The organism is Nocardia sp. NPDC051911 (assembly GCF_040681035.1).
GTDB classification, from domain to species: Bacteria; Actinomycetota; Actinomycetes; order Mycobacteriales; family Mycobacteriaceae; genus Nocardia; species Nocardia sichangensis.
On record NZ_JBFAXY010000007.1, the window covers coordinates 175,502 to 199,109 of the forward strand.

The 23,608-nt window shown below is 69.9% G+C and carries 26 protein-coding genes, 1 other RNA gene and 1 pseudogene; 14 read left to right on the forward strand and 14 right to left on the reverse strand.

What is annotated here, in order from left to right; genetic code table 11:
- Position 1: 1 nt before the first annotated feature.
- Entirely contained in the window at positions 2 to 817 is an 816-nt protein-coding gene (locus AB0L97_RS11310) for a helix-turn-helix transcriptional regulator (protein ID WP_364427740.1), read from the reverse strand.
- A gap of 129 nt (positions 818 to 946) precedes the next feature.
- Between AB0L97_RS11310 and AB0L97_RS11315 the strand changes: the two genes are divergently transcribed.
- The 3 genes from AB0L97_RS11315 to AB0L97_RS11325 all read left to right on the forward strand — a co-directional run bounded on the left by AB0L97_RS11315 (position 947) and on the right by AB0L97_RS11325 (position 3,212).
- Entirely contained in the window at positions 947 to 1,354 is a 408-nt protein-coding gene (locus AB0L97_RS11315; RefSeq protein ID WP_356965071.1) for a hypothetical protein, read from the forward strand.
- Between the two features lie 185 nt (positions 1,355 to 1,539).
- Positions 1,540 to 2,121: a GNAT family N-acetyltransferase gene (locus AB0L97_RS11320; RefSeq protein WP_355072790.1), complete on the forward strand. Its 582-nt coding sequence runs from the start codon at positions 1,540 to 1,542 to the stop codon at positions 2,119 to 2,121.
- Positions 2,118 to 3,212 (forward strand): hypothetical protein, encoded by a 1,095-nt coding sequence (locus AB0L97_RS11325; protein WP_364427745.1) that lies wholly within the window; start codon positions 2,118 to 2,120, stop codon positions 3,210 to 3,212. Before AB0L97_RS11320 ends, AB0L97_RS11325 begins: the two co-directional genes overlap by 4 nt.
- Before the next feature lie 4 nt (positions 3,213 to 3,216).
- Here AB0L97_RS11325 and AB0L97_RS11330 read toward each other — a convergent pair whose 3' ends face one another.
- From AB0L97_RS11330 to AB0L97_RS11345, 4 genes are all read right to left on the reverse strand, one after another.
- Positions 3,217 to 3,678, reverse strand: coding sequence for a GNAT family N-acetyltransferase (locus AB0L97_RS11330; protein ID WP_355072794.1), 462 nt, complete (start codon positions 3,676 to 3,678; stop codon positions 3,217 to 3,219).
- A 48-nt stretch (positions 3,679 to 3,726) separates the two neighbouring features.
- Positions 3,727 to 4,299, reverse strand: coding sequence for an NUDIX domain-containing protein (locus tag AB0L97_RS11335; protein WP_364427749.1), 573 nt, complete (start codon positions 4,297 to 4,299; stop codon positions 3,727 to 3,729).
- Positions 4,300 to 4,331: 32 nt separating this feature from the next.
- On the reverse strand, positions 4,332 to 4,619 hold the full coding sequence (locus AB0L97_RS11340; RefSeq protein WP_355072797.1) for a hypothetical protein: 288 nt from the start codon (positions 4,617 to 4,619) through the stop codon (positions 4,332 to 4,334).
- Positions 4,620 to 4,712: 93 nt separating this feature from the next.
- The gene (locus tag AB0L97_RS11345; protein WP_364427753.1) at positions 4,713 to 5,600 is read right to left on the reverse strand and encodes an alpha/beta fold hydrolase; all 888 of its coding nucleotides are present in this window, start codon (positions 5,598 to 5,600) and stop codon (positions 4,713 to 4,715) included.
- Positions 5,601 to 5,636: 36 nt separating this feature from the next.
- On the opposite strand from AB0L97_RS11345, the gene rnpB reads away from it, so the two are divergent.
- An RNA gene (gene rnpB, locus AB0L97_RS11350) (RNase P RNA component class A) lies at positions 5,637 to 6,050 on the forward strand.
- Between the two features lie 97 nt (positions 6,051 to 6,147).
- Here the strand turns inward: rnpB and AB0L97_RS11355 are convergent.
- Positions 6,148 to 6,519 (reverse strand): hypothetical protein, encoded by a 372-nt coding sequence (locus AB0L97_RS11355; protein ID WP_364427756.1) that lies wholly within the window; start codon positions 6,517 to 6,519, stop codon positions 6,148 to 6,150.
- Positions 6,520 to 6,971: 452 nt separating this feature from the next.
- On the opposite strand from AB0L97_RS11355, the gene AB0L97_RS11360 reads away from it, so the two are divergent.
- From AB0L97_RS11360 to AB0L97_RS11370, 3 genes are all read left to right on the forward strand, one after another.
- The gene (locus AB0L97_RS11360) at positions 6,972 to 7,286 is read left to right on the forward strand and encodes a hypothetical protein (RefSeq protein ID WP_228827325.1); all 315 of its coding nucleotides are present in this window, start codon (positions 6,972 to 6,974) and stop codon (positions 7,284 to 7,286) included.
- A 16-nt stretch (positions 7,287 to 7,302) separates the two neighbouring features.
- Positions 7,303 to 8,754, forward strand: coding sequence for an RNB domain-containing ribonuclease (locus AB0L97_RS11365; RefSeq protein ID WP_364427760.1), 1,452 nt, complete (start codon positions 7,303 to 7,305; stop codon positions 8,752 to 8,754).
- Positions 8,755 to 8,958: 204 nt separating this feature from the next.
- A complete protein-coding gene (locus AB0L97_RS11370) occupies positions 8,959 to 9,162 on the forward strand; it encodes a hypothetical protein (RefSeq protein WP_355072803.1) in 204 nt (67 codons plus the stop codon).
- On the opposite strand, the gene AB0L97_RS11375 is transcribed toward AB0L97_RS11370, so the two are convergent.
- The 6 genes and pseudogenes from AB0L97_RS11375 to panB form a co-directional block, all read right to left on the reverse strand.
- Positions 9,152 to 10,039, reverse strand: a complete 888-nt coding sequence (locus AB0L97_RS11375) for a CHAD domain-containing protein (protein ID WP_364427969.1) — start codon at positions 10,037 to 10,039, stop codon at positions 9,152 to 9,154. The two genes, AB0L97_RS11370 and AB0L97_RS11375, sit on opposite strands and share 11 nt — an antisense overlap.
- A 21-nt stretch (positions 10,040 to 10,060) precedes the next feature.
- Positions 10,061 to 11,008 (reverse strand): annotated as a pseudogene (gene pip, locus AB0L97_RS11380) (prolyl aminopeptidase); the annotation flags it as partial.
- A 13-nt stretch (positions 11,009 to 11,021) separates the two neighbouring features.
- Complete coding sequence (locus AB0L97_RS11385) at positions 11,022 to 11,471, reverse strand: hypothetical protein (RefSeq protein ID WP_355072805.1); 450 nt, start codon at positions 11,469 to 11,471, stop codon at positions 11,022 to 11,024.
- A gap of 262 nt (positions 11,472 to 11,733) precedes the next feature.
- Positions 11,734 to 12,135, reverse strand: a complete 402-nt coding sequence (locus AB0L97_RS11390) for a PIN domain nuclease (protein WP_355072807.1) — start codon at positions 12,133 to 12,135, stop codon at positions 11,734 to 11,736.
- Positions 12,132 to 12,350, reverse strand: a complete 219-nt coding sequence (locus AB0L97_RS11395) for a DUF2191 domain-containing protein (RefSeq protein ID WP_355072809.1) — start codon at positions 12,348 to 12,350, stop codon at positions 12,132 to 12,134. The genes AB0L97_RS11390 and AB0L97_RS11395 overlap by 4 nt, the downstream gene beginning before the upstream one ends.
- A 59-nt stretch (positions 12,351 to 12,409) precedes the next feature.
- Positions 12,410 to 13,204, reverse strand: a complete 795-nt coding sequence (gene panB / locus AB0L97_RS11400; protein ID WP_356965228.1) for a 3-methyl-2-oxobutanoate hydroxymethyltransferase — start codon at positions 13,202 to 13,204, stop codon at positions 12,410 to 12,412.
- Between the two features lie 248 nt (positions 13,205 to 13,452).
- On the opposite strand from panB, the gene AB0L97_RS11405 reads away from it, so the two are divergent.
- The 3 genes from AB0L97_RS11405 (at position 13,453) to AB0L97_RS11415 (ending at position 19,562) form a co-directional block, all read left to right on the forward strand.
- Complete coding sequence (locus AB0L97_RS11405) at positions 13,453 to 14,991, forward strand: alpha/beta hydrolase (RefSeq protein ID WP_355072992.1); 1,539 nt, start codon at positions 13,453 to 13,455, stop codon at positions 14,989 to 14,991.
- A 164-nt stretch (positions 14,992 to 15,155) separates the two neighbouring features.
- Positions 15,156 to 16,493: a type I glutamate--ammonia ligase gene (gene glnA / locus AB0L97_RS11410; protein WP_355072810.1), complete on the forward strand. Its 1,338-nt coding sequence runs from the start codon at positions 15,156 to 15,158 to the stop codon at positions 16,491 to 16,493.
- 57 nt (positions 16,494 to 16,550) lie between these two features.
- On the forward strand, positions 16,551 to 19,562 hold the full coding sequence (locus AB0L97_RS11415) for a bifunctional [glutamine synthetase] adenylyltransferase/[glutamine synthetase]-adenylyl-L-tyrosine phosphorylase (RefSeq protein ID WP_356965079.1): 3,012 nt from the start codon (positions 16,551 to 16,553) through the stop codon (positions 19,560 to 19,562).
- 58 nt (positions 19,563 to 19,620) lie between these two features.
- Here AB0L97_RS11415 and AB0L97_RS11420 read toward each other — a convergent pair whose 3' ends face one another.
- Positions 19,621 to 19,956: a helix-turn-helix domain-containing protein gene (locus AB0L97_RS11420; RefSeq protein ID WP_355072814.1), complete on the reverse strand. Its 336-nt coding sequence runs from the start codon at positions 19,954 to 19,956 to the stop codon at positions 19,621 to 19,623.
- 91 nt (positions 19,957 to 20,047) lie between these two features.
- Here AB0L97_RS11420 and AB0L97_RS11425 point away from each other — a divergent pair, with 91 nt between their 5' ends.
- Positions 20,048 to 20,389, forward strand: a complete 342-nt coding sequence (locus AB0L97_RS11425) for a hypothetical protein (RefSeq protein ID WP_356965081.1) — start codon at positions 20,048 to 20,050, stop codon at positions 20,387 to 20,389.
- Between the two features lie 2 nt (positions 20,390 to 20,391).
- On the forward strand, positions 20,392 to 21,039 hold the full coding sequence (locus AB0L97_RS11430; RefSeq protein WP_355072994.1) for a cysteine hydrolase: 648 nt from the start codon (positions 20,392 to 20,394) through the stop codon (positions 21,037 to 21,039).
- Between the two features lie 227 nt (positions 21,040 to 21,266).
- Here AB0L97_RS11430 and AB0L97_RS11435 read toward each other — a convergent pair whose 3' ends face one another.
- A complete protein-coding gene (locus tag AB0L97_RS11435) occupies positions 21,267 to 21,578 on the reverse strand; it encodes a hypothetical protein (protein WP_364427770.1) in 312 nt (103 codons plus the stop codon).
- 228 nt (positions 21,579 to 21,806) lie between these two features.
- On the opposite strand from AB0L97_RS11435, the gene AB0L97_RS11440 reads away from it, so the two are divergent.
- Positions 21,807 to 22,499: a class I SAM-dependent methyltransferase gene (locus AB0L97_RS11440; RefSeq protein ID WP_364427773.1), complete on the forward strand. Its 693-nt coding sequence runs from the start codon at positions 21,807 to 21,809 to the stop codon at positions 22,497 to 22,499.
- Between the two features lie 138 nt (positions 22,500 to 22,637).
- Positions 22,638 to 23,582 carry an endonuclease/exonuclease/phosphatase family protein gene (locus tag AB0L97_RS11445; protein ID WP_364427776.1) on the forward strand — a complete coding sequence of 315 codons (945 nt, stop codon included), beginning with the start codon at positions 22,638 to 22,640 and terminating at the stop codon, positions 23,580 to 23,582.
- Positions 23,583 to 23,608: the final 26 nt, after the last annotated feature.

The window sequence follows — 23,608 nt, forward strand, 5'->3', positions numbered from 1 at the left end:
CTCACGACTTCGCCGCGGCCGCCGCCCCGCGCAGCGCGGCCGCGGTGAAGTCGTCCAGGGGATAGAACAATTCGATGGCCAGCTCCGACAGCGTCACGTCGGCCGGAGCGCCGAAGGTCGCCATCGTGCTGAACATCGACAGTTCGCCCGCCGGGGTGCTGATCCGGATCGGCACCTCGAACGGGCTGGACGGTATGCCGGTCCGCGCCTGCGCGTCCGTCCCCGGCGGATCGGGGTAGGCGGAGACCTCGTCGTAGAGTGCGGTCAGTTCCGTGTCACCGCTCGCGCTGACCTGCCTGGCCAGCCGCTCCAGGAACAGCTCGCGCACCTGGGTGCGGTTGGCCAACCGGGCCGAGAGCCCGTCCGGGTGCAGCACCAGCCGGTAGACGTTGGGCCGGGGCGCGCGGACGTGCTCGGGGACGCCGTCCATCAGCACGCTCATCGCCGCGTTGCCCACCACCACGTTCCACAGCCGATCGATGACCACCGCCGGATACGGTTCGTGGGCGGTCAGCATGGTGTCCAGCGCGGAGCGGACCGACGCGAGATGGGCGTCGTCGAGGCTGCTCTCCCGGTAGGCGGGCGCGAAACCGGCCGCGACGAGCAGGGTGTTGCGTTCGCGCAGCGGCACCTCCAGCGTGTCGCACAGCCGCAGCACCATCGCCCGGCTCGGCGCGGCTCGGCCGGTCTCCACGTAGGACAGGTGCCGCGCCGAGGTGTCCGCGGCCAGCGCCAGGTCGAGCTGGCTCAGCCTGCGCCGTTGCCGCCATTCCCGCAGCAGGATGCCCGCTCTCGACTGTGTCCGCACCGAAGTCACCCGGTCAGCTAAGCATCCCGGCGCGCGGTGCGGCCATGACCTCGGAGGTTATTGAGACGCCCATCTCCGGGCAGCAGGGTTGGTGCCGGGAGCCGATCGGCCCCGCCGGATCGACCACGGGAGTACGACATGAGACCCACCACCCTGGCTCGCCGCGACGGCGGCGCCGCGTTCCTGTGCTCCGCATTGCGCGTGGACGGCTGGAGCACCGGGATCTTCGGCGGGGTGTTGCTCGCCGGAGCCGGACTGCTGCGCGACCCGCTCGGGGTACCGACGGGCTGGAGCCTCGCATTCGGCGTCGTCATGCTCGGCGGCGCGCTCGCGTTGCTGTCGATCGCCCGGCGCCCGGCGGTCGCCGCGCGCTACGCGGGGGCGGTGGTCACGGTCAACGCGCTCTCCGCGGCCGGGATGATCGGGCTGGCCGGTTCGGGATTCTTCGCGTTGACCGGGCTCGGTCTCGCATTCCTACTCGTCGGAGCGGCGGCGGTGGCGACCTTCGCCGGGCTGGAGTTCGCCGGACTGCGCAGGCTCGGGTGAGCGCCGTGCTCGACGACGACCGGTCCCGCCGCGCCGACGAAGCGACCCGCGCGACTGCTCCGGACACCCTTGCCGGTTCGAGGTTGCGAGGATCGGGTTGCCCGTCGCCGATGTCGCGGTGACAGCGCCTCGCCGTGGTCGAAATCCGTTGTGCACGAGGTCTTCGACCCGGTAGAGACATGCGGATGGACGTCTCGATACCCAGGATCAGATCGCTCGCGCCCGATGACTGGGCGGTGTTCCGGCGTGTCCGGCTCGCGGCGCTGACCGACGCGCCGCAGTTCTTCGGTACCACCCTGGCCGAGGCGCGGGCCCGCACCGAAAGCGACTGGCGGCGAGCCCTGTCGGACCGGGTGCAGTTCGTGGCGGAGTCGGGCGGGACCGAAGTGGGCACCGTCGCGGGCATGCTCGACCCGGAACGCGGTGGCGTGCACCTGATCTCGATGTGGGTGGCGCCGCGGGCACGGGGGACCGGCGTGTCCGACCGGCTGGTCGGCGCGGTGCTCGACTGGGCGGTCGCGGGCGGACACGACGTCGTCCGTTTGGAGTTCGCCGAGCACAATGCCTTCGCGGAGCGGCTGTATCTGCGCAATGGCTTCGTGCGGACCGGGGTGAGCGGGCCCATGGCCCCGGGCGACCCGCGACGGGAATTCGAGATGGCGTGGCGGCCGTCCCGTTTGTCCGCCCCTTCGCAGGGTATCCGGGCCGCGACGGCATCCGAGACGCCCGTCCCGCACCGCGACGCCGAGCACAGGAGACAGCCATGAACAAGCGCAAGCCCACGGACAAGGGACCCGACGACGTGCAAGACACCGCCGACGTCTCCGGTGGCCGGTCGGCCGGAACCGGGCAACCGGCCGAGGGTGCGGCGCACGGGGGCCGGGAGCCGGAGCCGGGCGCCACTCGGCGCGCGGCGGGCACGCCCGGCGACTCCGACGAAGGCGGCGCGGGAGCGTCGGCCACGGGGAGTGCGGCGCAGGTCTCGGAAGACGCGTCCGTGCAGGCGGGCGGCGCCGCCGACGCGGCGGCGACGGTGACTTCGGGGGAGGTTTCGACCGGCACGGCCCCGCAGGCGGGCAGCACGCCTGATGCGGGGGAGTCCGTGACTGCCGGTGCGGCCTCGCGGGCAGGCAGCGCGTCTGGTGCGGGGGAGCCGCTGTCTTCGGGGGAGGTTTCGACCGGCACGGCCCCGCAGGCGGGCAGCACGCCTGATGCGGGGGAGTCCGTGACTGCCGGTGCGGCCTCGCGGGCAGGCAGCGCGTCTGGTGCGGGGGAGCCGCTGTCTTCGGGGGAGGTTTCGACCGGCACGGCCCCGCAGGCGGGCAGCACGCCTGATGCGGGGGAGTCCGTGAGTACCGGCGCGGCCCCGCAGGCGGACCACGCGCCCGGTGCGGCGGAGCCGGTGTCTTCGGCGGAGATTGCGCCCGGTGCGGCCCCGCAGACTGCCGGTACCGCCGATGCGGCGGCGGTGTCTTCGGCGGCGGCTGCGCAGGCGGGTCGCATGACTGGTGCGGCGGAGCCGGTGACTCCGGCCGATGCGGCTGCGCAGGCGGGTAGCGCTCCTGGTGCGGCGGAAAAGCCGGAACCGGGGCCGGAATCCACTGGGAGGCACGCGGCCGGAGCCGGGAGTCGTGAGCAGACGCCGGTCGGGGAGTCGGTTCGACGCGCGGCCGAGCGCGCCGAACGAGTCCAGGCGGACGCCGCCACCGCCGCCGAACGCGGCGCGGCGGGAATTCCCGGCCCGGTGGCGCACCCGGGCCGCACCCTGTTGGAGACGCTCCGCGACAAGCCCGTCCTCGCTGCGATTCCCGCCTCGGTCCTGGCTTTCATTTTCTGGCGCGCGTTCCGTCGAGGCTGACCCCTTACACGCGCCGCCGGTAGAACTGCCGAGATCCGCCCTCTGGCCCGGGATCCGCCTCCTCCGCGGGATGGAAGCCCAGGTTCTCGTAGAACGCGCGCGCACCACTGGCGACCGCGCCGGGATGGTCGGGCCCGAAGGTGACCACTTCGAGCGTGCCGGGAGTCGGCACGTAACGGCGGATCGCGTCCGTGGTCAGCGCCCGGCCGATCCCGTGCCCGCGCGCCTGTTCCGCGACGACCAGCCAATGCACCCGGTAGGTCGGCGGGTTCGAGCCGAACAGGATGCCGCCGAGCACTTCCGCCCCCGCGGACCGGGCGACGAGCGCCGTACCGCGCCGCACGTGCCGCAGCACCGCGGCGCGAAATCCGGCATCGTCGGCGGACGCGCCGAACCAGTGCTCGACCTGCCCCGCCAGTTCGAGAAAACCGGCGAGGTCGTCCTCTCGCGCAAGCCTGACAATCATCCGCGCCATCGTGACACCATCGGCCGCCGCCGTCGACTCGAAGAGACCTCAGTCGGCGGCGGGTCGCAGAGCGATGTCGAGCTTGGTGCGGAAACGTCCGAAGTGCGGGTCGGTGTCGTAAAGGGCGAATCCGTCCAGTTCCCACCATCGTTCACCGTCGAACTCGCGCGGATCCAGGGCATGGCCGTCGGCGCGGTCACCGCGGATGACATACCAGAGGCTGACGTCCTCGTGACCGGAGTCCGAGCCGACCGTGGTGGTGACGGTGAGGAACAGCGGGTCGGGCCCGATGACGTCGAATCGGGCCTCGACGCCGATCTCCTCGGCCGCTTCTCGCCGCGCGGTATCGAGCGGATGCTCGCCCGGATCGACGTGCCCTCCGGTCGGCAACCACAACCCGGCAAGGCGATGCTTGCCCAGCAGCACCGCCCGTGCCGCCGGATCGACCAGCACGACATAGCAGACCAGGTGCCGCGGCGGGGTCGCCGGTCTGGCCCGCCGGAAGATGTCGTCGGTCGACGCGAGCCACGCCAGCGTCGTGTCGATGTGCCGTCGCTCGAGCTCGTCGAGGGGCGCGATCCGACGCACGATCTCGGCGACCGCGGCGGTGGAGGGCTGCATGGCACGGACAGTAGCGCTGGGCACCGACAGGTTCAGCCGTCCAGCACAACGGGTTTCAGCCGGGCCGTGTACGCCGCGGCGCGGTCGAGCGCGTCGGCGGCCGCCGCGAGTTCGATCAGCGCTTCTTCGAAGACTTCGCGTGCCCCGGCGACGCAGTAGCCGGGGGTGGTGAGCGCGCCGATCCCGTCGGTGTCGATCAGCAGCCCGGAATCCGGCAACGCGCCGTAGTCGTCGGCCAGCGCCGCGAGGTCGCGCCGCAACTCGCGTACCCGGTGCAGCAATCGGCCGCGCCGTTGTTCCAGGATCAAGGGATCGATCATCGGTGCCTCGTTTCGATCGACGCGTGCTCTTTCGCAATCTACCGAGCGCGGCACCGATGTGCGGCCCGGCCGCCGGGCCGGGCCGCGAACGCCCTATGGTCGCAGCACCGACACCAAGAATTCGGTTTGGTCGTACACGGTCTTCTCGAAGACCTCGTCGAAATAGATGTCGAAATGCTTGGCGGGATAACGTTTCACCACCGCGTGCTTGGTGCGTTCGGCGGCGCGCAGCGCCGATTTCACCGGCGCGACGGAATCGTCATCGCACAGCGCGTACAGCACCGGCATCTTCAGTGCCTTCGCGCGCCGCGCGGGTGCGTCGAAGAGTGCCGAGAACGCTACTCGCGCGGACACTTTCGGCTCATAGGTCTCGCTCTCGTCGGTCAGCCTGCGAAAGCCGTCCGGTACGTCGGGCGCGCTCATCAGCGCCGCGGCGCCGCGGCGTCCGGCCAGCCGAATGCCGACCGGCTTGCGCCGGAGCGTGCCGAGCAGCAGGTCGGTAGCCGCGATGGTGGTGACCTTGACCAGGCTGATCGGCCCCTTGGCCAACGCCGAGGACAGGCCGCTGGTGAACGGCACCTGCGCGACCACGGCCGCGATGTAGGCATCGTCCGGTGCGACCGAAAGCACGTGGCCGCCGCCGAACGACGTGCCCCACAATGCGATCCGGGTCGCGTCGATGCCGCGCAGCGTGCGCGCGAACGCGATGGCGGCATGCCAGTCCGCGCGCTGGCGCGCGATGTTCAGCAACTGGCGCGGCGTGCCTTGACTTGCGCCGAAATGCCGATAGTCGAATACCAGGACCGCCATTCCCGCGGCGGCGAAACGCCGCGCGTACCGATCCAGTCCCATTTCCCGATTGGCCCCCAGGCCGTGTCCCATCACCACTAGCGGGCGGGGTTTGGGTGCGCCGTCCGGGCGATATAGCCACGCCGCGCACTGTTCGCTTCCGGATGGGAAGCCGACCTCGACACGTTCCATGGCCATCAACCGTACCCAGTATCCTGTTCTGGCGGACGAGTTGGTCGGGCGGCCGCGGCGCTGGGAACGGGCACGGCTGTGCCGCCGCCCGGCGCCGAGGAAAGTCCGGACTCCACAGAGCAGGGCGGTTGTTAACGGCAACCCGGGGTGACCCGCGGGAAAGTGCCACAGAAAAGAGACCGCCCACGGCCTAGCGGTCGTGCGGTGAGGGTGAAACGGTGCGGTAAGAGCGCACCAGCGCCCCGGGTGACCGGGGCGGCTCGGTAAACCCCGCCCGGAGCAAGGTCGAAGGCCGCACCGGTTACGGTGCGGCTGCGCAGGCGCTCGAGGGCTGCTCGCCCGAGCCTGCGGGTGGACCGCTCGAGGTACCCGGCAACGGAGTGCCCAGATGGATGGCCGCCTCCCGGCTCAGGCCGGGGACAGGATCCGGCTTACAGACCAACTCGTCCGCCCGCCGGCGCGTGCTCCGCACTCCGGCTCTACTCCGCGCGAGGTCGCGTTCCGCGAGCTCGGCGGGTGTGCGAAGCACGCCGGGATAGCGCGGGGGTCAGCACATCAGTTTGGCCATTTGGTAGATCGCCTTGGCTTCCTCGGCGCTGGGCTGGGTGGCGCCGCCCGCGCGCTTGGTGATGTTCTTGACGACGTCGTCCTCGGATTTGCCCGCTTTGATGTCCCCGCAGGTTTCGGTCAGGATGCTCGCGATCTTCGCGTCGTCCTTGCCCTCGGCCAGCTTGGGGAACGCGCCGCGGAAGCTGACGAGGAACGCGCCCGCCTTCACGCTGTCGACCTGGGCGGCGGCCTGTGCCGCCGTGGTGGTGGCGGACGAGGTGGTATTGCTGGTCTTGTCGTCCCCGCACCCGGTGAGGAGCAGGGCTAAGAGGGTGGCGCTGGCCGCGATGGCGGCGGTAGTTCTTGTCACGGAGCGGCATGCTAGCCGCCTATAACCACCGCCGCCTCCCGTCAGGTTAACGGGAGGCGACGAGCAGTGGGAAAAAGAATCGCGCGGTCAGATCGGGTTGATCACGAAAACCTGCGCCCAGTACGCGGCCTGCTCCGGGCCCAGCAGCGGCAAGAGGTAGTCGAACAAAATCGATGACATAGCTGTGGAGCTCCCAAATTGTCGACGTGCGGGACATATCCAAACGTGCGGGCGAACCCACGCCCGTCACGGCGGGCCACGTTAGCAGCGCCGCCCGGGTCGTGTCGCGGGGCGAGAATTTCCGCTGTCCGATTCGTGCGGAACTGGCCCTGATCGTGATCGACGTCATAAAGTAGTCGCCGTTGGTAAGGGCCGGTGCGGGGCAGCACCGGGCCATTCATACTTCGATCGCGGGAAAGCAGGTCTCAACACATATGCGAGTAGTTCGCTCCATGGTCGCCGGCGCATTGGTCGCAGGCGCCGCTTCGGTTTTCGCGGTGCTGGGTGCGGGGTCGGCCGGCGCGGTCGCGGTCACCCCGCTGCCGGGCGGGGTTCAGGTCGACCTGAGTCCCGCCGATACGGTATGGGTGCACCAGAATCATGTCGGTCTGGCTATCGCCGGGCTGCCGCATCCGTCCGCCGCCTCCTTCGGCGAGGCGCTGGACGCGGCGGCTCAGGTGTCGTCCTCGGTGCCGAACGGCCGGGTCACGTTCACCGTCTACGGGCCGTTCGACCAGTTGAACGGCTCCATGCTGGCGCTGCAGTAGGACCCGGCGCCCCAGCGTGGAACTCCACCAGCGGATCGTGTCGGCGCCGGTCGATTTCGGCGCCATCCGGTCCGAGTTCGGCTTGGCCTCGGCGTACCCCGCCGAGGCCAGTGCCGAGGCCCGCGACGCGGTCGACGCGTTCGCGGGCAACCGGGTCGATCGCACGGACATCCCGTTCGTGACGATCGACCCACCCGGGGCCATGGATCTGGACCAGGCCCTGCATATCGAACGCGGCCCCGGCGGCTTCCTCGTGCATTACGCCATCGCCGACGTGGGCGCCGTGATCTTCCCCGACGGCGCGCTCGCCAAAGAGTCCGGCGCCAGGGGCCAGACCTTCTATCTTCCCGACGGCACCGTCCCGCTGCACCCACCCGCGTTGTCGGAAGGGTCCGCCAGCCTGCTTCCGGACCGGACGCGCCCGGCCGCGCTGTGGACTATCGAACTCGACGAGCAGGCCGAACCGGTGCGGTACTCGGTTGTCCGCGCCCTGGTGCGCTCCCGTGCCCGGCTCGACTACTCCCGTGTGCAGGCCGACGCGGAGGCGGGTCGGCTGCATCCCTCGATCGCGGCCCTGCCGGAATTCGGCACGCGGCGTATCGAGGCGGGGCTGGCGCGCGGCGCGATCGGGCTGCGGTTGCCCGCGCAAAGCGTGGTCCAGGACGAGCACGCCGACGGGCACTGGCGCCTGGTGGTGGAACCGCGCACCGCCGCCGACGACTGGAACGAGCAGGTCTCGCTGCTGACCGGCATGTGCGCGGCGCGGATCATGCTGGACGGGCACGCGCCCGCACTGGACCGGGTCGCGCTGCTGCGCACCATGCCGCCACCGTCGGAATCCGCGATCGAGTCGATGCGCCGGACCGCGCAGGCGCTGGGCGTGGCCTGGCCCGACGGCGAAGCTGTCGGCCGGATGCTGGCCCGGCTGGACACCGGCACTCCCGCGGCACTGGTCCTGATGTCCGAGGCGACGAGCTTGCTGCGCGGTGCCTCCTACACCGTCGTCGACGGCGCGGCAGGAGCGCCGCACGCGCCGGAAGCTCTGCGGCACAGCGCGATCGGCGCGCCGTACGCGCACGTCACCGCTCCGCTGCGGCGGTTGTCGGACCGGTTCGCGACCGAGATCTGCCTGGCCCGGTGCGCGGGGGCCGAGGTGCCGCGCTGGGTGCGGGAGGGGCTGGTGAGCGCCGCCGAGACCATGCGGCGCAGCGACAGCGTCGCGGGCAAGATCGAACGCGCCTGCATCGACCTGACCGAATCGACCCTGCTCGCGCCACGTACCGGAGCGACGTTCGACGCCGTCGTGGTGCGCGAGGCCAACGGCAACCGGCCCGCCGTGGTCTTCGTCGCCGACCCGCCGGTGCTGGGCCCGTGTGAGGGGAAACCGCCGGAAGGCGAGACCGTGCGGGTGCGGCTGCTGTCGGCCGACCCGAGGGAACGGAAGGTGTCCTTCACCTTCCCTGCGTGAACGGCAGCGGCGGCCGCGCCGTACACGACCTCGTCTCGCGAGCGTGCCGATGAGCAGAGGTCTGCACTGCGGCCGACCGTGGGTTGCGGCCGTGTTGTCGATTGTGGGCCAGCGAGCCGTGTTGTCGATTGTTGGCCAGCGAGCTGGGTTGACCGACCGTGGGCCAGCGAGCTGGGTTGACCGACCGCGGGCCAGCGAGCTGGGTTGATCGACCGCGGGCGGGTGGCCGCGTTGCCGACCGGACACGAGGCGGCCCGAATTGCCGACTCCGGACGCGCGGCCGCGTCGTATCCCGGCCGCGGACGACCGCTACCGGTCACGGCACCGCCCGCGGCGCTGCTGGTCGGCGAACGCGGTGATCGGCTCGTCTCGACCGGCTCAGCGCCGGGACACCGGATCACCCCGTGATGACGGCCGCTCCGAACAGCGCCGCGGCGGTGGCCGGATAGCGGCTCAGTTCACGGCCCGCCGCGGCGTCCTCCGTGGCCGCGAGGGCCTCGTACAGGCCGGCACGCTCGCCCGCCGCCGCGGCCTCGGCCGCCCGGTGCAGGATCGCGTCGTGCGACTCCACCGCGTCCCGATGGTCGCCGAGCACGGTCTGCAGCTTCTTCGCCCGGACGCCGCGATCGGCGGCGTCGTCGCCGAGGACCTGCTGCGCTGCCTCGCACGAGTACCGCAGCCGCTTGGCGCTCTTGCGGATGTCGTGCAGCAGTTCCACCCGTTCGAGCGGATCGACGGTGGGCTCGGCGCGGATCAGGGATTCCACCCGGTCGAGGTCGCGCCGCAGCACCTCCCGGAACACGTCCGGCGCCGCCACATCGGCGCGTGAGTGGCGCAGCGGCGGGTCGGTGCGCCATCGGGACAGCTCGTCGCGCAGCTCGCGGTAGCGGGCGCCGTCCAACGCGGTCAGCACCTCGTCGTGCGCCGCTCGATAGCGCTCCCGCTCGGCGTCGACCAGCCGCGCGGTGACCGCGTCGACCTCCGCCGGGTCGGCTCGCTCGGCATGATCGGCCAGCAGCGTGGCGAACCGATCGGCGCGCACCTCCGCGTCCCGCGCTTCACCGAGCAACCCGGCCAGCCACTTGAGTTCCGCGCCCATCGCGGCGGCGGGCTTCTTGGCGAGCAGTTTGCCGTAGGACCGCAACACGCTGCGCAGCCTGCGGGTGGCCACCCGCATCTGATGGACCGAGTCCTCCGCGTCCGCGCGGACCTCGGGTTCGGCGGCCGCGAGCCGGTCGATGTCCTCGCGCAACGCGTCCACCAGAGCGGACCCCGCCGTGATCACCGTGCTGGTCCGCGCTTTCGCGAATCGGTCGGTGGCCTCGACCAGGTGATGTGTGATGCCGGGCTCGTTCGCCGCGTGCCCCGCGTCGTCGACGATGTGCAGGACCGACCCGGGCCAGGCTCGGTGCAACTCCCACGCGCTGACCGCGGGACAGACGATGTCGTGGCGGCCCTGCACGAGCACGGCCGGGATGTGCGCGATGGCGTCGATGTCACGCAGCAGCTGGCCCTCTTCGAGGAACCCGCCGTGCCGGAAGTAGTGATTCTCGATCCTCGCGAACGCCAGCGCGAATCGCGGCTCGGACGTCTCGGCCACCCGATCCGGATGCGGCAGCAGCGAACTCGTCGCGCCCTCCCAGCTGGACCAGGCGATCGCGGCCGTGCGGGCGATGTCTTCGTCGGCCGAGTGCAGCAGGCGGTGGTAGACCTCGACCAGGTCTTGATCGCGTTCGTCTTCGGGCACCGGCGCGAGGAACTTCTCCCACTCGTCCGGATAGACGTAGCCCGCCGCGCCGTTGTAGTACCAGTCGATTTCCTTGCGGCGCAACAGGAAGATGCCGCGCAACACCAGTTCGGTCACCCGATCGGGGTGTCGCTGCGCGTAGGCCAGCGCGAGCGTGGAGCCCCAGGAACCGCCGAACACCTGCCAGCGATCGATGCCGAGATGTTCGCGCAGCCTCTCGATGTCGGAGATCAGGTGGCCGGTGGTGTTGTGTTCCAGACTCGCGCCGTCGGCCAGGTGCGGAGTGGAGCGGCCGCAACCACGCTGGTCGAACAGCACGATCCGGTAGGCGGCCGGATCGAAGAAGCGCCGATGGAACGGCGCGGTGCCGCCGCCGGGCCCACCGTGCAGGAAGACGACCGGCTTACCGGCCGGATCGCCGCTGACTTCCCAGTAGACCGACTGACCGTCGCCGACGGCAAGCATGCCGGAGTCATGCGGCTCGATCTCGGGATAGAGGGTGCGCATCCGGCCGCCCGGCTCAGAACGCCAGACCAGAGGCCAGATCCGGGATGCCGAGCGCCTCCACGGCCTGCTGACGGACATCCGGGCAGCTCTTGACGGTGGCGCGGTCGACGATCGGCTTGTCGGCCAGCACCGCGCCGTTGATGCCGCCGTTGCGCAGCGCCCACTCGTGCACCAGGGCGTTCAGCCCGATCTTGCCCAGGGTCCCGCCCTGGATCCGCCAGTTGGACAACTCCGGCCGGATCATGTCGCACAGCTGGGTCGCGGCCGCGTCGGAGATCTCCGGGCTCGTCGGCGTGACGCGGCCGGAGGTCGTGCCAGGAGCGGCGGTGGCCGACACCGTGGTGGAACTCGAGCTGCCGGTGGGCGCCGGGCCCGAGTCGCTGCCGCAAGCGGTCAACGCGGCGGCGGTGAGAGCGCCCGCCACCAGCAGGGTGCTGCGTGAAATCCAACGGCTGTACGGCATGGGTACCTCTGGTCGTGTCGGTATTGTCGGCATCGAGTCTGCCATTGATTCCGCCGACCGGCCCGAACCGGCCGTTTTCGGTGGGAAGAGTTCAGCCGAAGTGCGCGCGCAGCTCGTCGAGCAGTTTCGGTGTTCATGCGACGCCCGAGCCGCTCGATGGACGGAGAATCACTGCCCGGAGACAGGGCGTCGGCCGGACTCGGTTCGCCACCGACGCAGGGTGATCGAGTGGCGTCGCTCTACCTGCCGCACTTCCCGAGTTCTATCGGTCGACGCGAATCATCGGAAGTTCCGGTCGTACCTTCGCGATCGAGTCGAAGTCCGCGTCCGCGTGAATGAGCGTCAGGCGGTGCTCGAGCGCGGTGAGCGCGATGACGATGTCCATCGGCGACGGCCCGCGATGATGGCCGATGCGGACCAGATCACGCTGCACCGCCAACACGTGGCGCCAGGGATCGTCGAGCGCGGGGTACCAGCCGAACGTGCGTCCGAGAACAGCGAAAAACGGTTCGAAGTCCTTGCCCGATCGAACGGAAACCATGAGCTCGGCTTCGACCGGCGGACAGATCGCGACGAGTCCTTGCGCCACCTGGCGGGGCCATGGATCATCGACCTGGCCGCGGAGCAGTCGCCACACGGCCGAGGTATCGGCGAGGTAGGTCACCGCTGGGGATGCTCCTCGCCTGCCAGAACGTCGAAGTCCAAAACGTCCTCGGCATTAGCCTGCAGCCAGGCCAAACTGCGGGCGCGATCGTCCGCGGTCAGGCCCGCCGCGATGGCCAAAGCCCGATTGATCGTGTCACGTTTGGTGCGTGTGCCCAGCTGCTGCTGAGCGAGTGCCAGTGCGCCGTCGTCGAGATCGACTATGGTCCGCGTCATGCTCCGCACCTCCCTTGATATACGGATATACGTCAGTATATCAAAGGGAGGTGGCGATTTCAGAAACTGTGCTCCGCCGCGGGGAAGGTGCCCCGGCGCACTTCGTCGGCGTAGGCAGCGGCTGCGGCACGCAATTCGTCGCCGACGTTGCCGAAGCGCTTGACGAACTTCGCGGTCTTGCCGCTGGTGTAGCCTGCCATGTCCTGCCAGACCAGCACCTGCGCGTCGGTGTCGGCGCCCGCGCCGATGCCGACGGTCGGAATGGTCAGCTTGCGGGTGACCTGCCCCGCCAGTTCGGCCGGGACCATCTCCATCACCACGGAGAACGCGCCCGCCTCCTGAACGGCGATGGCGTCGGCGATCAGTTGCTCGGCGCCGTCGCCACGACCCTGCACGCGGAATCCGCCGAGGGTGTTCACGCTCTGCGGGGTGAAGCCGATGTGCGCCATGACCGGGATGCCCGCCGCGGTGATCAGCGCGATCTGCTCGGCGACCCGCTCGCCGCCCTCCAGCTTCACCGCGTGCGCCCCGCCCTCCTTCATGAACCGGGTCGCCGTCGCCAGCGCCTGCTGCGGGGAGGACTCGTAGGTGCCGAACGGCAGGTCGGCCACGACCAGCGCGTGCGGCGCGCCGCGCACCACCCCGCGCACCAGCGGGATGAGCTCGTCGACAGTGATCGGCACGGTGGTGTCGTAGCCGTACACCACGTTGGCCGCGGAATCGCCGACCAGCAGCACGGGAATGCCCGCTTCTTCGAACAGCCGCGCCGAGGAATAGTCGTAGGCGGTCAGCATCGCCCAGCGTTCCCCGTCGGCTTTCATCTGCTGCAGGTGGTGCACCCGGGTCTTGCGCATCTTCTTGGGCTCGGCGGGCGCCGCACCGTAGGCAGGGGTTTCCGAGTCGGATACGGACATCATCGTCCCTTTCGTCTGTGTCGCCTCGGGGCCCGTCCGGGTCCCCGGGAGTGTCTGACGATTTCAGTGTGCCACCCGCCACCGAGGCGGATTAAGGCCGATGACCGGTGCGATTGGTCACAGCGCGGCACGGGGTTTGCCCGGGGCGGCCACCGCGTTCGCCCGATGGCAGTATCGACAGCATGTCGATGGTGCGGAATGGGCGCGGTGCACTCCCGGTGGCGGTGCTGGCGTCGCTGGCTGTGCTGGTTGCGGGGTGCGCCGTCACCCGCACCGAAACGGGGCAGCCTGCACCCACGCCGCCCACCGGGCTGGAGAAGTTCTACGGCCAGGCGGTGCAGTGGGGTGACTGCACCGGATTCGGCGGGCCGGACGACCGGCTGTCGCCGAGCACCGAGTGCGCCCGGATCACCGTGCCGGTGGACTACGCGGCGCCCGACGGGCCGACCGCCCAGATCGCGATCTCCCGGACGCGGGCGACCGGGCGGCGGGTCGGTTCGCTGGTGATGAATCCGGGCGGGCCGGGAGAGTCCGGTCTCGGCCTGTCGTCGCTCGGCAACAAGACGGAATTGGCCGAGCGCTTCGACCGGATCGGCTTCGACCCGCGCGGTGTCGGTTCTTCCACCCCCTCGATCGTCTGCCAGACACCCCAGGAGCAGGACTCCGAGCGCGCCGAGCCGGAGGACGACTACACCCCGGCGGGCATCGCCGACGCCGAGGCCGACAACCGCCGGTACGCGGGCCGCTGCGCCGATCGGACCGGGAAGGAGTTCCTCGCCCACGTCGGCACCCGCGAGGTCGTGCAGGACCTCGACATCATGCGCGCCGCGCTCGGCGACCCGAAGCTGACCTACGTCGGCTACTCCTACGGCACCAAGATCGGTTCGGCGTACGCGGAACGGTTCCCCGACCACGTGCGCGCCATGGTGCTGGACGGCGCCATCGACTCCTCGCAGGATCCGGTGCAGGAGTCGCTGCGCCAGGCGGCGGGCTTCCAGAAGGTGTTCGACGCCTACGCCGCCGACTGCGCGCGGCAGCCCGACTGCCCGCTGGGCGCCGACCCGGCGCAGGCGGTGCCGCGGTTCCGCGCGTTGGTGAACCCGCTGTGGGACAAGCCGGCGCCGACCACCGATCCGCGGGGTCTGACCTACGGCGACGCGCTCACCGGCGTGCGCCAGGCGCTCTACACCGACGAATTGTGGAAGGTGCTCACGCTCGGGCTGTCCGAGCTGCGCGACGGGCGCGGCGATACGCTGCTGGCCCTGGCCGACCTGTACGACGGACGTCGCGACGACGGCACTTACGCCAACACCAGCGACGCGTTCAACGCGATCCGCTGTGTGGACGATCCGCGCATCACCGATCGCGGGGTCGCCGGACGCCAGGACGCCGAATACCGGAAAGCGGCCCCGTTCCTGGACGACGGGCGCGGCACCGGCGCGGCGCCGCTGGAGCTGTGCACCGCCTGGCCGGTGCCGAACACGAGTGAACCGCATCGCATCTCGGTGACCGGTCTGCCGAAGACGGTGGTGGTGTCGACCACCGAGGACCCGGCGACGCCGTACCAGGCCGGAGTCGACCTGGCCGACCAGTTGGGCGCCGCGCTGATCACCTATCAGGGCAACCGGCACACGGTGGCGCTGGCGGGCGGCGTCCCCTGCGTCGACGACGCGGTGATCGCCTATCTGGTCGACCTGACCGAGCCCGCCTCCGGCCTCACCTGCTGAGCCGGGCGCGCGCGGTTGCTGATCGGTCACGCGATGCTGCCCGGTCCAGAAGAATCTCACAAACCGGACGATCCGACTGTGCGGAGTCTTCCGAAAAAACCAGGTCAGCAATCTTAAGCGTGTATGTAACACAGATTTAACGCCGGATGCTTACGCTCGCGGACATGGATCGCCAGAAGGAATTCGTGCTGCGGACGCTCGAAGAGCGGGACATCCGCTTCGTACGTCTCTGGTTCACCGACGTCTTGGGTTACCTGAAGTCCGTCGCGATCGCGCCCGCCGAGCTGGAGGGCGCGTTCGAAGAGGGTATCGGTTTCGACGGCTCGGCCATCGAGGGCTTCGCCCGTGTCTCGGAGGCCGACATGGTCGCCCGGCCGGATCCGTCGACCTTCCAGGTGCTGCCGTGGGCCACGAGCAAGGGCCATCAGCACTCCGCGCGCATGTTCTGCGACATCACCATGCCGGACGGCTCGCCGTCCTGGGCCGACCCGCGCCACGTGCTGCGCCGTCAGCTGAACAAGGCGGGCGACGTCGGCTTCAGCTGCTACGTGCACCCCGAGATCGAGTTCTTCCTGCTGGAGAACGGCACCCGTGACGGCGTCCCGGTCCCCGCCGACACCGGCGGCTTCTTCGACCAGGCCGTGCACGATTCGGCGCCGAACTTCCGCCGCCACGCCATCGACGCGCTGGAGTCCATGGGCATCTCCGTGGAATTCAGCCACCACGAGGGCGCTCCGGGCCAGCAGGAGATCGACCTGCGCTACGCCGACGCGTTGTCCATGGCAGACAACGTGATGACCTTCCGCTACCTGATCAAGGAAGTGGCCATCGACGAGGGTGTGCGCGCGACCTTCATGCCCAAGCCGTTCGCCCAGTACCCGGGCTCGGCGATGCACACGCACATGAGCCTGTTCGAGGGCGAGACCAACGCCTTCCACGACCCCGACGACCCGATCAACCTGTCGGAGACGGCGCGCGCGTTCATCGCGGGCATCCTCGAGCACGCCCCGGAGATCAGCGCGGTCACCAACCAGTGGGTCAACTCCTACAAGCGCCTCATCCACGGCGGCGAGGCGCCCACGGCGGCCTCGTGGGGCCGGTCCAACCGCTCCGCCCTGGTCCGTGTGCCGATGTACACACCGAACAAGTCCTCCTCGCGGCGCGTCGAGATCCGCAGCCCCGATTCCGCGTGCAACCCCTACCTGGCCTTCGCCGTGCTGCTCGCGGCCGGTCTGCGTGGCATCGAGAAGGGCTACACGCTGCCGCCGGAGGCCGAGGACGACGTGTGGTCGCTGACCGTCGCCGAGCGGCGCGCGATGGGCTTCCGCGAGCTGCCCGGCACGCTGGACGAGGCGCTGCAAGCGATGGAGCGCTCCGAGTTGGTCGCCGAGACCCTGGGCGAGCACGTGTTCGACTTCTTCTTGCGCAACAAGCGCCGGGAGTGGGCGGACTACCGCAGCCAGGTCACGCCGTTCGAGCTCAAGGAATACCTGGGTTTGTAATCCGAGCGATGCCCGGGGGCGGCGTGCCCCCGATCGCGGCCAGGTAATTTGAGAACCATGGTCCGGCCCCCCTCTGCGCGCTCCGCTGTCCCCGGTGTCGGTCGGCTCGGATTGCTCGAGCCGTCCGCCGCCGCGTCGCTGCGCGAATTGGGCTGGGACAACGTCGAGAGCATTCCCGTGCTGTGGTCGCTGTCCCGCGCGCCGGACGCCGACCTCGCGTTGAGCACGCTCATGCGATTGCGCGAGAGCATCGGGGACGGTTGGGACGCGGTCGATTCGGCCATCCGTACGGATACGTCGCTGCGGGGCAGGCTGTTCGCGCTGCTCGGCTCCTCCAGCGCGTTCGGCGATCATCTCGTCGCGGCGCCGGAGTCGTGGGAAGGCTTGCGCCGCAAGGAGTTACCTGGACGCGACGAGCTGATCGCCGATCTGCTCGCCGTGGTCGACGCGGCACCGGAGGAGGGGCCGAACGCGACCCCGATGCTGTTCCGCGCCGCGATCTCGGGCCCCGAAGTGGCGGCGTCGCTGCGCAAGCGGTACCGCGATCACTTGATGCTGCTGGCCGCGCTGGATCTGGCGGCCACGGTGGAGAACGAGCCCGTGCTGCCCTACCAGGTGGTCGGCAGGCAGCTCACCGACCTGGCCGACGCCGCGTTGACCGCTGCGCTGGCGGTGGCGGTGGCGCGGGTCTGCAAGGACGAGCCGGTGCCGGTGCGGCTGGGCGTGATCGCGATGGGCAAGTGCGGCGCGCGCGAATTGAACTATGTCAGCGACGTCGACGTGGTGTTCGTCGCCGAGCCCGCCGACGCCACCGCCACGCGTCTGGCCGCGGAGATGATGAGCGTGGCGAGCCAGGCGTTCTTCGAGGTAGATGCGGCGCTGCGACCGGAGGGCAAGGCCGGTGCGCTGGTGCGGACGCTGGATTCGCACATCGCCTACTACAAGCGCTGGGCACGCACCTGGGAGTTCCAGGCGCTGCTGAAGAATCGTCCGGCGACCGGTGACATCGCGCTCGGCGAGCAGTACCGAGCCGCGCTCATGCCGATGGTGTGGTCGGCGTCGGAGCGTCCCGATTTCGTCGCCGACGTGCAGGCGATGCGCCGCCGCGTGGAGGATCTGGTGCCCGCCGACCTGCGCGAACGCGAACTCAAGTTGGGGCGCGGCAGCCTCCGGGACGTCGAATTCGCCGTGCAGCTCCTGCAATTGGTGCACGGGCGGGTGGACGAGACGCTGCACGTGCAGGGCACCGTGGAGGCGCTGACCGCGCTGGCCGCGGGCGGCTACGTCGGTCGCGACGACGCGGCCAATCTCACGGCTTCCTACGAGTTCCTGCGGTTGCTGGAACACCGGCTCCAGTTACAGCGGTTGCGTCGCACCCACACCCTGCCCGCCGACGACGACGAGGAGGGCATGCGCTGGCTGGCCCGCGCGGCGCACATCCGGCCCGACGGCAGGCAGGACGCGGTGGGTGTGCTGGGCAGCGAGATCCGCCGGAACGCGGTGCGCGTGCGGCGCTTGCACGCCAAGCTGTTCTACCGGCCGCTGCTGGATTCGGTGGTGCGGCTGGAACCCGACGCGCTGCGCCTGAGCCCCGAAGCCGCCATCCGGCAGCTGGCCGCTCTCGGCTACGCGGCGCCGGAACACGCCCTCGGCCACCTGAAGGCCCTCACCGGCGGCGTGTCCCGCAAAGGGCGCATCCAAGCCCTGCTGCTGCCGACGCTGCTCGAATGGCTCGGTGAGACACCGAATCCCGACGCGGGCCTGCTGGCCTATCGCCGCGTGTCGGAGGGGCTCGCCGACCAGATCTGGTTCCTGCGCGAACTACGCGACGAGGGGGCGATCGCCCAGCGGCTGATGATCGTCCTCGGCTCCTCCGAGTACCTGCCCGATCTGCTGATCAACGCGCCGGAGACGATCCGGATGTACGCCGACGGCCCGAGCGGCCCGCTGCTGCTCGGACCGCAGCCCGACGAGGTGGCCCGCGGCATCCTCACCGCCGCCGCGCGCTACGAGGATCCGAAACGCGCCGTGGCCGCGGCCCGTTCGCTGCGCAGGCACGAACTCGCGCGGGTGGCGTCGGCCGATCTGCTGGGCATGCTCGAAGTGCCGCAGGTGTGCCGGGCGTTGTCGTCGGTGTGGGTGGCGGTGCTCGAGGCGTCGTTGCGTGCGGTGATCCGGGCGGGCGAAGCGGAGCGGGGTGCGCCCGCGCCTGCCGACATCGCGGTGATCGGCATGGGCCGACTCGGTGGCATGGAGCTCGGGTACGGCTCGGACGCGGACGTGCTGTTCGTCTGCGACCCGCGGCCGGGCGAGGACGAGACCAAGGCGGTGAAGTGGGCGATCGGGGTGGCCGACCGGGTGCAGCAGCTGCTCGGCGCGCCGAGCACCGACCCGCCGCTGCACGTGGACGCCGGGTTGCGCCCGGAGGGGCGCAACGGCGCGCTGGTGCGCACGTTGGCCGCCTACGAGGCGTACTACCAGCAGTGGGCGCAACCCTGGGAGGTGCAGGCGTTGCTGCGCGCGCACCAAGTGGCCGGTGACCAGGAACTCGGGGTGCGTTTCCTGCACGTCATCGACAAGGTGCGGTACCCGGAGGGCGGTGTGTCCGCCGAGGCGGTGCGCGAGATCCGGCGGATCAAGGCCAGAGTGGACGCCGAGCGGTTGCCCCGCGGCGCCGATCCGGCCACGCACACCAAACTGGGGCGTGGGGGCCTGGCCGACATCGAGTGGACGGTTCAGCTGGTGCAGTTGCGGCACGCCCACGAGGTGCCCGGCTTGCACAACACCTCCACACTCGAGGCGCTGGACGTGATCGAGCGAACCGAGCTGCTGGACGCGCAGGACGTCGCGCTGCTGCGTGACGCGTGGCTGACCGCCACCAATGCCCGCAACGCCTTGGTCCTGGTACGCGGCAAACCCAGCGATCAGCTACCGGGTCCGGGGCGGCTGCTTTCCGCCGTCGCCCGCGTCGCGGGGTGGCCCAACGACGACGGCAGCGAATTCCTCGACCACTACATGCGCGTCACCCGGCGCGCCAAAGCGGTCGTCGAACGAGTCTTCGGCGCGTGAGGTTCCTGTCCGTGCGCACGTCCCTTTCGGCCTGACGAAATCGAGCCCGCGGCCGGGCTCAAGGACCGACGGTCAGACCCGCGCGGGCGGCGCGCTGTTCGCCCCAGTCGTAGAGCGCGGTGAGGACCGGGACGAGTGTGCGGCCCTCGTCGGTGAGGGTGTATTCGACCTGCGGAGGCACCGTGTCGAAGGTGGTGCGCCGGACCAAGCCGTCGGACTCCAGTTCGCGCAACTGCTGGACCAGCATCTTCTCGCTGGTGGTCGGCATCCGCCTGCGCAACTCGCCGTAACGGTGCACACCCTCCTTCAAGTGGGCCAGGATCACCGGCTTCCACTTGCCGCCGATCAGGTCGACGGTCACCTCCACGGCGCAGTTGTAGCGCTTGTCGGGCACCTGTCCTCCGGGTACTCACTGAAAAGTGCGTTCTTGTAACACTGTAATCATCGCGATTCCATGAATGCCGTTGGTATCGACCACCGCAATCATGGAGCGAAACATCGTGAAGGTCATCGTTTTCGACCGCTTCAAGCCAGGCGTCACCCTGGAGACGATCAACCCGTACCTGCCCGAGGAGGTCGCCAACGTGTGGCGGCTGTGGAAGGCGGGCATCGTCCGCGAGAACTACGCCCGCGCCGACGAGCCCGGCGTGGTGATCGTATTCGAGGTCGACAGCGTCGAGGAGGCGCGGAAGTACGTCGCGGACTTCCCGCTCACCAAGGCCGGATACCTGGAATGGACGTTCGTCCCGGTGCAGGCGCCGTTGCCGCTGGAGGCGCTGATGGATCCCGCCGTCGACGTCGCCGAGCCCTACGACCGGACCGCGTGAGCATGCGCCACGCCTTCGGCCTGAGCATCCCGCAGACCGTGCAGGAGGCCTGCGATCCCGCGCGGATGGCGCTGCTCATCTACGACATGCAGGTCGGCATCGTGCGGCAGATTCCCGGCGGCGAGGAGATCGTGCGCGCGTGCGTGCGGCTGCGCGACGCCGCCCGGGCGGGGGGTTTCCGGGTGTTCTACACCCGGCACATGTCCTTGCCGGTGGCGGCGTCGGGCGTCGCCCAGCTGCGCACCGCGATGTCCTGGCAGCGGGTGGACGACCCGGCGGACGTGCGTTCGAGCTTCCCGCAGGGTTCGCCGCAATTCCACTTGGTGCCCGAGTTGACGCCGGGTCCGGACGAGGTGGTGTTCGACAAGATCACCATGTCGGCGTTCGCGGCCACCCCGCTGGACTTCGCGCTGCGCGACTGCGGCATCGACACCTACGCCGTGGCGGGCATCGCCATGGAGGTGGGCATCGAGCCGACGGTTCGGCACAGCCTGGACCTGGGTTATCTGCCGATCATCGTCACCGACGCGTGCGGCGCCGGTCATCCGGCGGCGGCCGAAAGGTCGCATGCCACACTCGAATTCACCGGCGGATCGCTCACCACGGACACCGCCGCGCTGACCGAGGCCATGAGTCGGCACGCCCACTGACGCTGCGGTCCGCCGAACCGGTGTGCGTCGCGCGCCGGTTCCGTGGCCTTCAGCCTGCTCGCCCGGCCGAATGTGCCGCTATATCTCGGCAGGGAGCGAATCGGCCGATCCACGTTCCTGCGCGCGGTCTCCATGCGGCGCCCAAGTCGACCACCGGCCGGACGAGGCGCTGCTCGGTGTGGGATCACCACCAGGCCCGCGCGGTGATCTCCACTGCGCGGGCCGGGTCACGGACTCCCGCACGCCAGGTCGTCCTGCGGTGGGGTGTTCGCGGCGCCGGTCAAGATCTGGAAGCGATCGACGAACCGGCGCAAGGCGAGCCGGTCTTCGTCGCCGAGCCCGTTCGCGGTAGTGACGGTGACCTCGGTGCCGGAGCGGATTCGCAGGACGTCCCAGGCCACCGGCAGGACGGGCGCGTGCACGCGGCGGCCGTTGCCGCTGATCGTGATGGACGAACGATACGAGCCCGGAATGAATGCCAGCTCTTCCGCGATCTCGGCGGTGAGCGGTCCCTGTGCGCGAAATTGCTCGACGTACATTCTTCCCCCTCGTCACGTCGCCATCAGTTCTGGGCCAAGGGTAGACCGGCCGACTTCGTCATGGACGACGATCCGCCGCCCAGCCCACGGTCCGGCTTCGATCAGTGGCGTGTCGAGCGGTGCGGGAGATCTCGCCCAGCCCCGGTGTCATCCCGCCCGTCGAGCGGATCGAGCGCGTCGTGGGCGAGGGTCCCCGATATCGGACAGGTGCACTGATATTCGTTTGCTATGACGACGCCAGAGGATTTCGATTTCGATGCCATCTATAGGGGCACCGGCGGCCCGTTCGGTCCGGGTGTCAAAGCACCGTGGAGTATCGGCGAACCCCAACCCGAACTCGCCGCCCTGATCGACGAAGGGAAATTCCATGGTGACGTGCTCGACGTCGGCTGCGGGGAGGCGGCGATCTCGCTGTATCTGGCCGAGCGGGGTTACACCATCGTGGGATTGGATCTGTCGCCGACCGCGGTCGAGCTGGCCCGTGCCGAGGCAACCCGGCGCGGCCTGACGAGCGCTTCGTTCGAGGTCGCCGACATCACTTCTTTCACCGGCTACGACGGCCGCTTCGGCACCATCGTCGACAGCACGCTGTTCCATTCGATCCCGGTCGAGTCGCGGGATGGTTACCAGCAGGCGATCGCACGCGCCGCCGCGCCGGGTGCGTCCTACTTCGCGCTCGTGTTCGACCGGGCGGGCCTGCCCGAAGTGCCCCAGCCGGGGCCGTCGCCGGTCACCGCCGATGAGCTTCGGGAGGCGGTGTCGAAGTATTGGACGATCGATGAGATCAGGCCGGCGCGAATTCACGCCAACTTGCCCGCGGAGTTGCCCGAGGGCGCGCCTGTCCGGTTCGAAGGGATACGCGACGAGCCCGGCGGCCGCAAGTCGGTTCCGGCCTGGCTGCTGTCGGCCCACCTGGGCTGATTCTCCGACAGCGAAGTCGCGAGGTGCGTCGCCCGGGCGAGGGACATCGCCAGGCATCGAAGTGGCCGGGTTTCCTATGTGCCGGTCTCGAGCTGCACCAGATCAACAGCTTCACCGGCATTGCCTAGGCTCGACCGCATGCGTAGATGGATGGACCGGGCATTGTTCGGTGTGGGGTGGTGCGCAGTAGCCGCAGGCGCCATCGGGATAGCGCTGCACTTCGGGGCGTGGCAGCGGCGAGTGCTGGTGTTGCTCGCGTCGGGGGCGTCGTACTTCATGATCGGCGCGATCGTCGGCCTGGTGCTCTTGCTGATCGCGCACGGATGGCGCAGCGCCGCTGTCGCCGGGGTGCTGGCGGCGGCGACGCTGTGGACGCTGGTGCCCGCGTTCGTGCCGCAGGGCCGGGCAGCCGACGGTCCGAAGCTGACCGTCATGCAGTCGAATCTGCTGTTCGGCGGCGCCGACCCGGCCGCCGTTGTGCGCGCGGTGCGGGACGACCGGGTCGACGTGCTGACCGTGGACGAACTGACCGACGCCGCGCTGGAGCGGTTGGCGGGCGCGGGCCTGGTCGGTGAACTGCCCTACCACTACACCGAGCCCACCCGCGACGGCGGTGGCGGCACCGGCATCTACAGCCGATATCCGCTGCGCGACACCAAGAAATACGACGGATACATCCTCAACAACATCTCCGCGACGATGGATCACCCCGAACGGGGACCGATCACCGTCTTCGCGTTCCATCCGGTCCCGCCGCCGTTCGATTTTCCCGCGTGGCAGACGGAGATGCGCAAGACCAGGGAAATCCTCGACGCGCAACGGGGCCCGGCCATCGTGGGCGCGGATTTCAACGCGACCCGTGACCACACCGCCTTCCGCGATCTGCTACGCGGAAGCTTCGCCTCGGCCGCCGACCAGGCAGGCGCAGGCTTGCTGCCCACCTTCCCCGCCGACCGCGCGTGGGGACCGGTGATCGGCATCGACCACATCCTGCTCGCCGACGCCACCGCCGAAGAGGTGCGCACCCTCTCGGTCCCCGGCTCCGATCATCGAGCGCTGCTCTCCCACATCCACCTTCAGTGACCCCACACTGTCGGGCGCGCACAGAC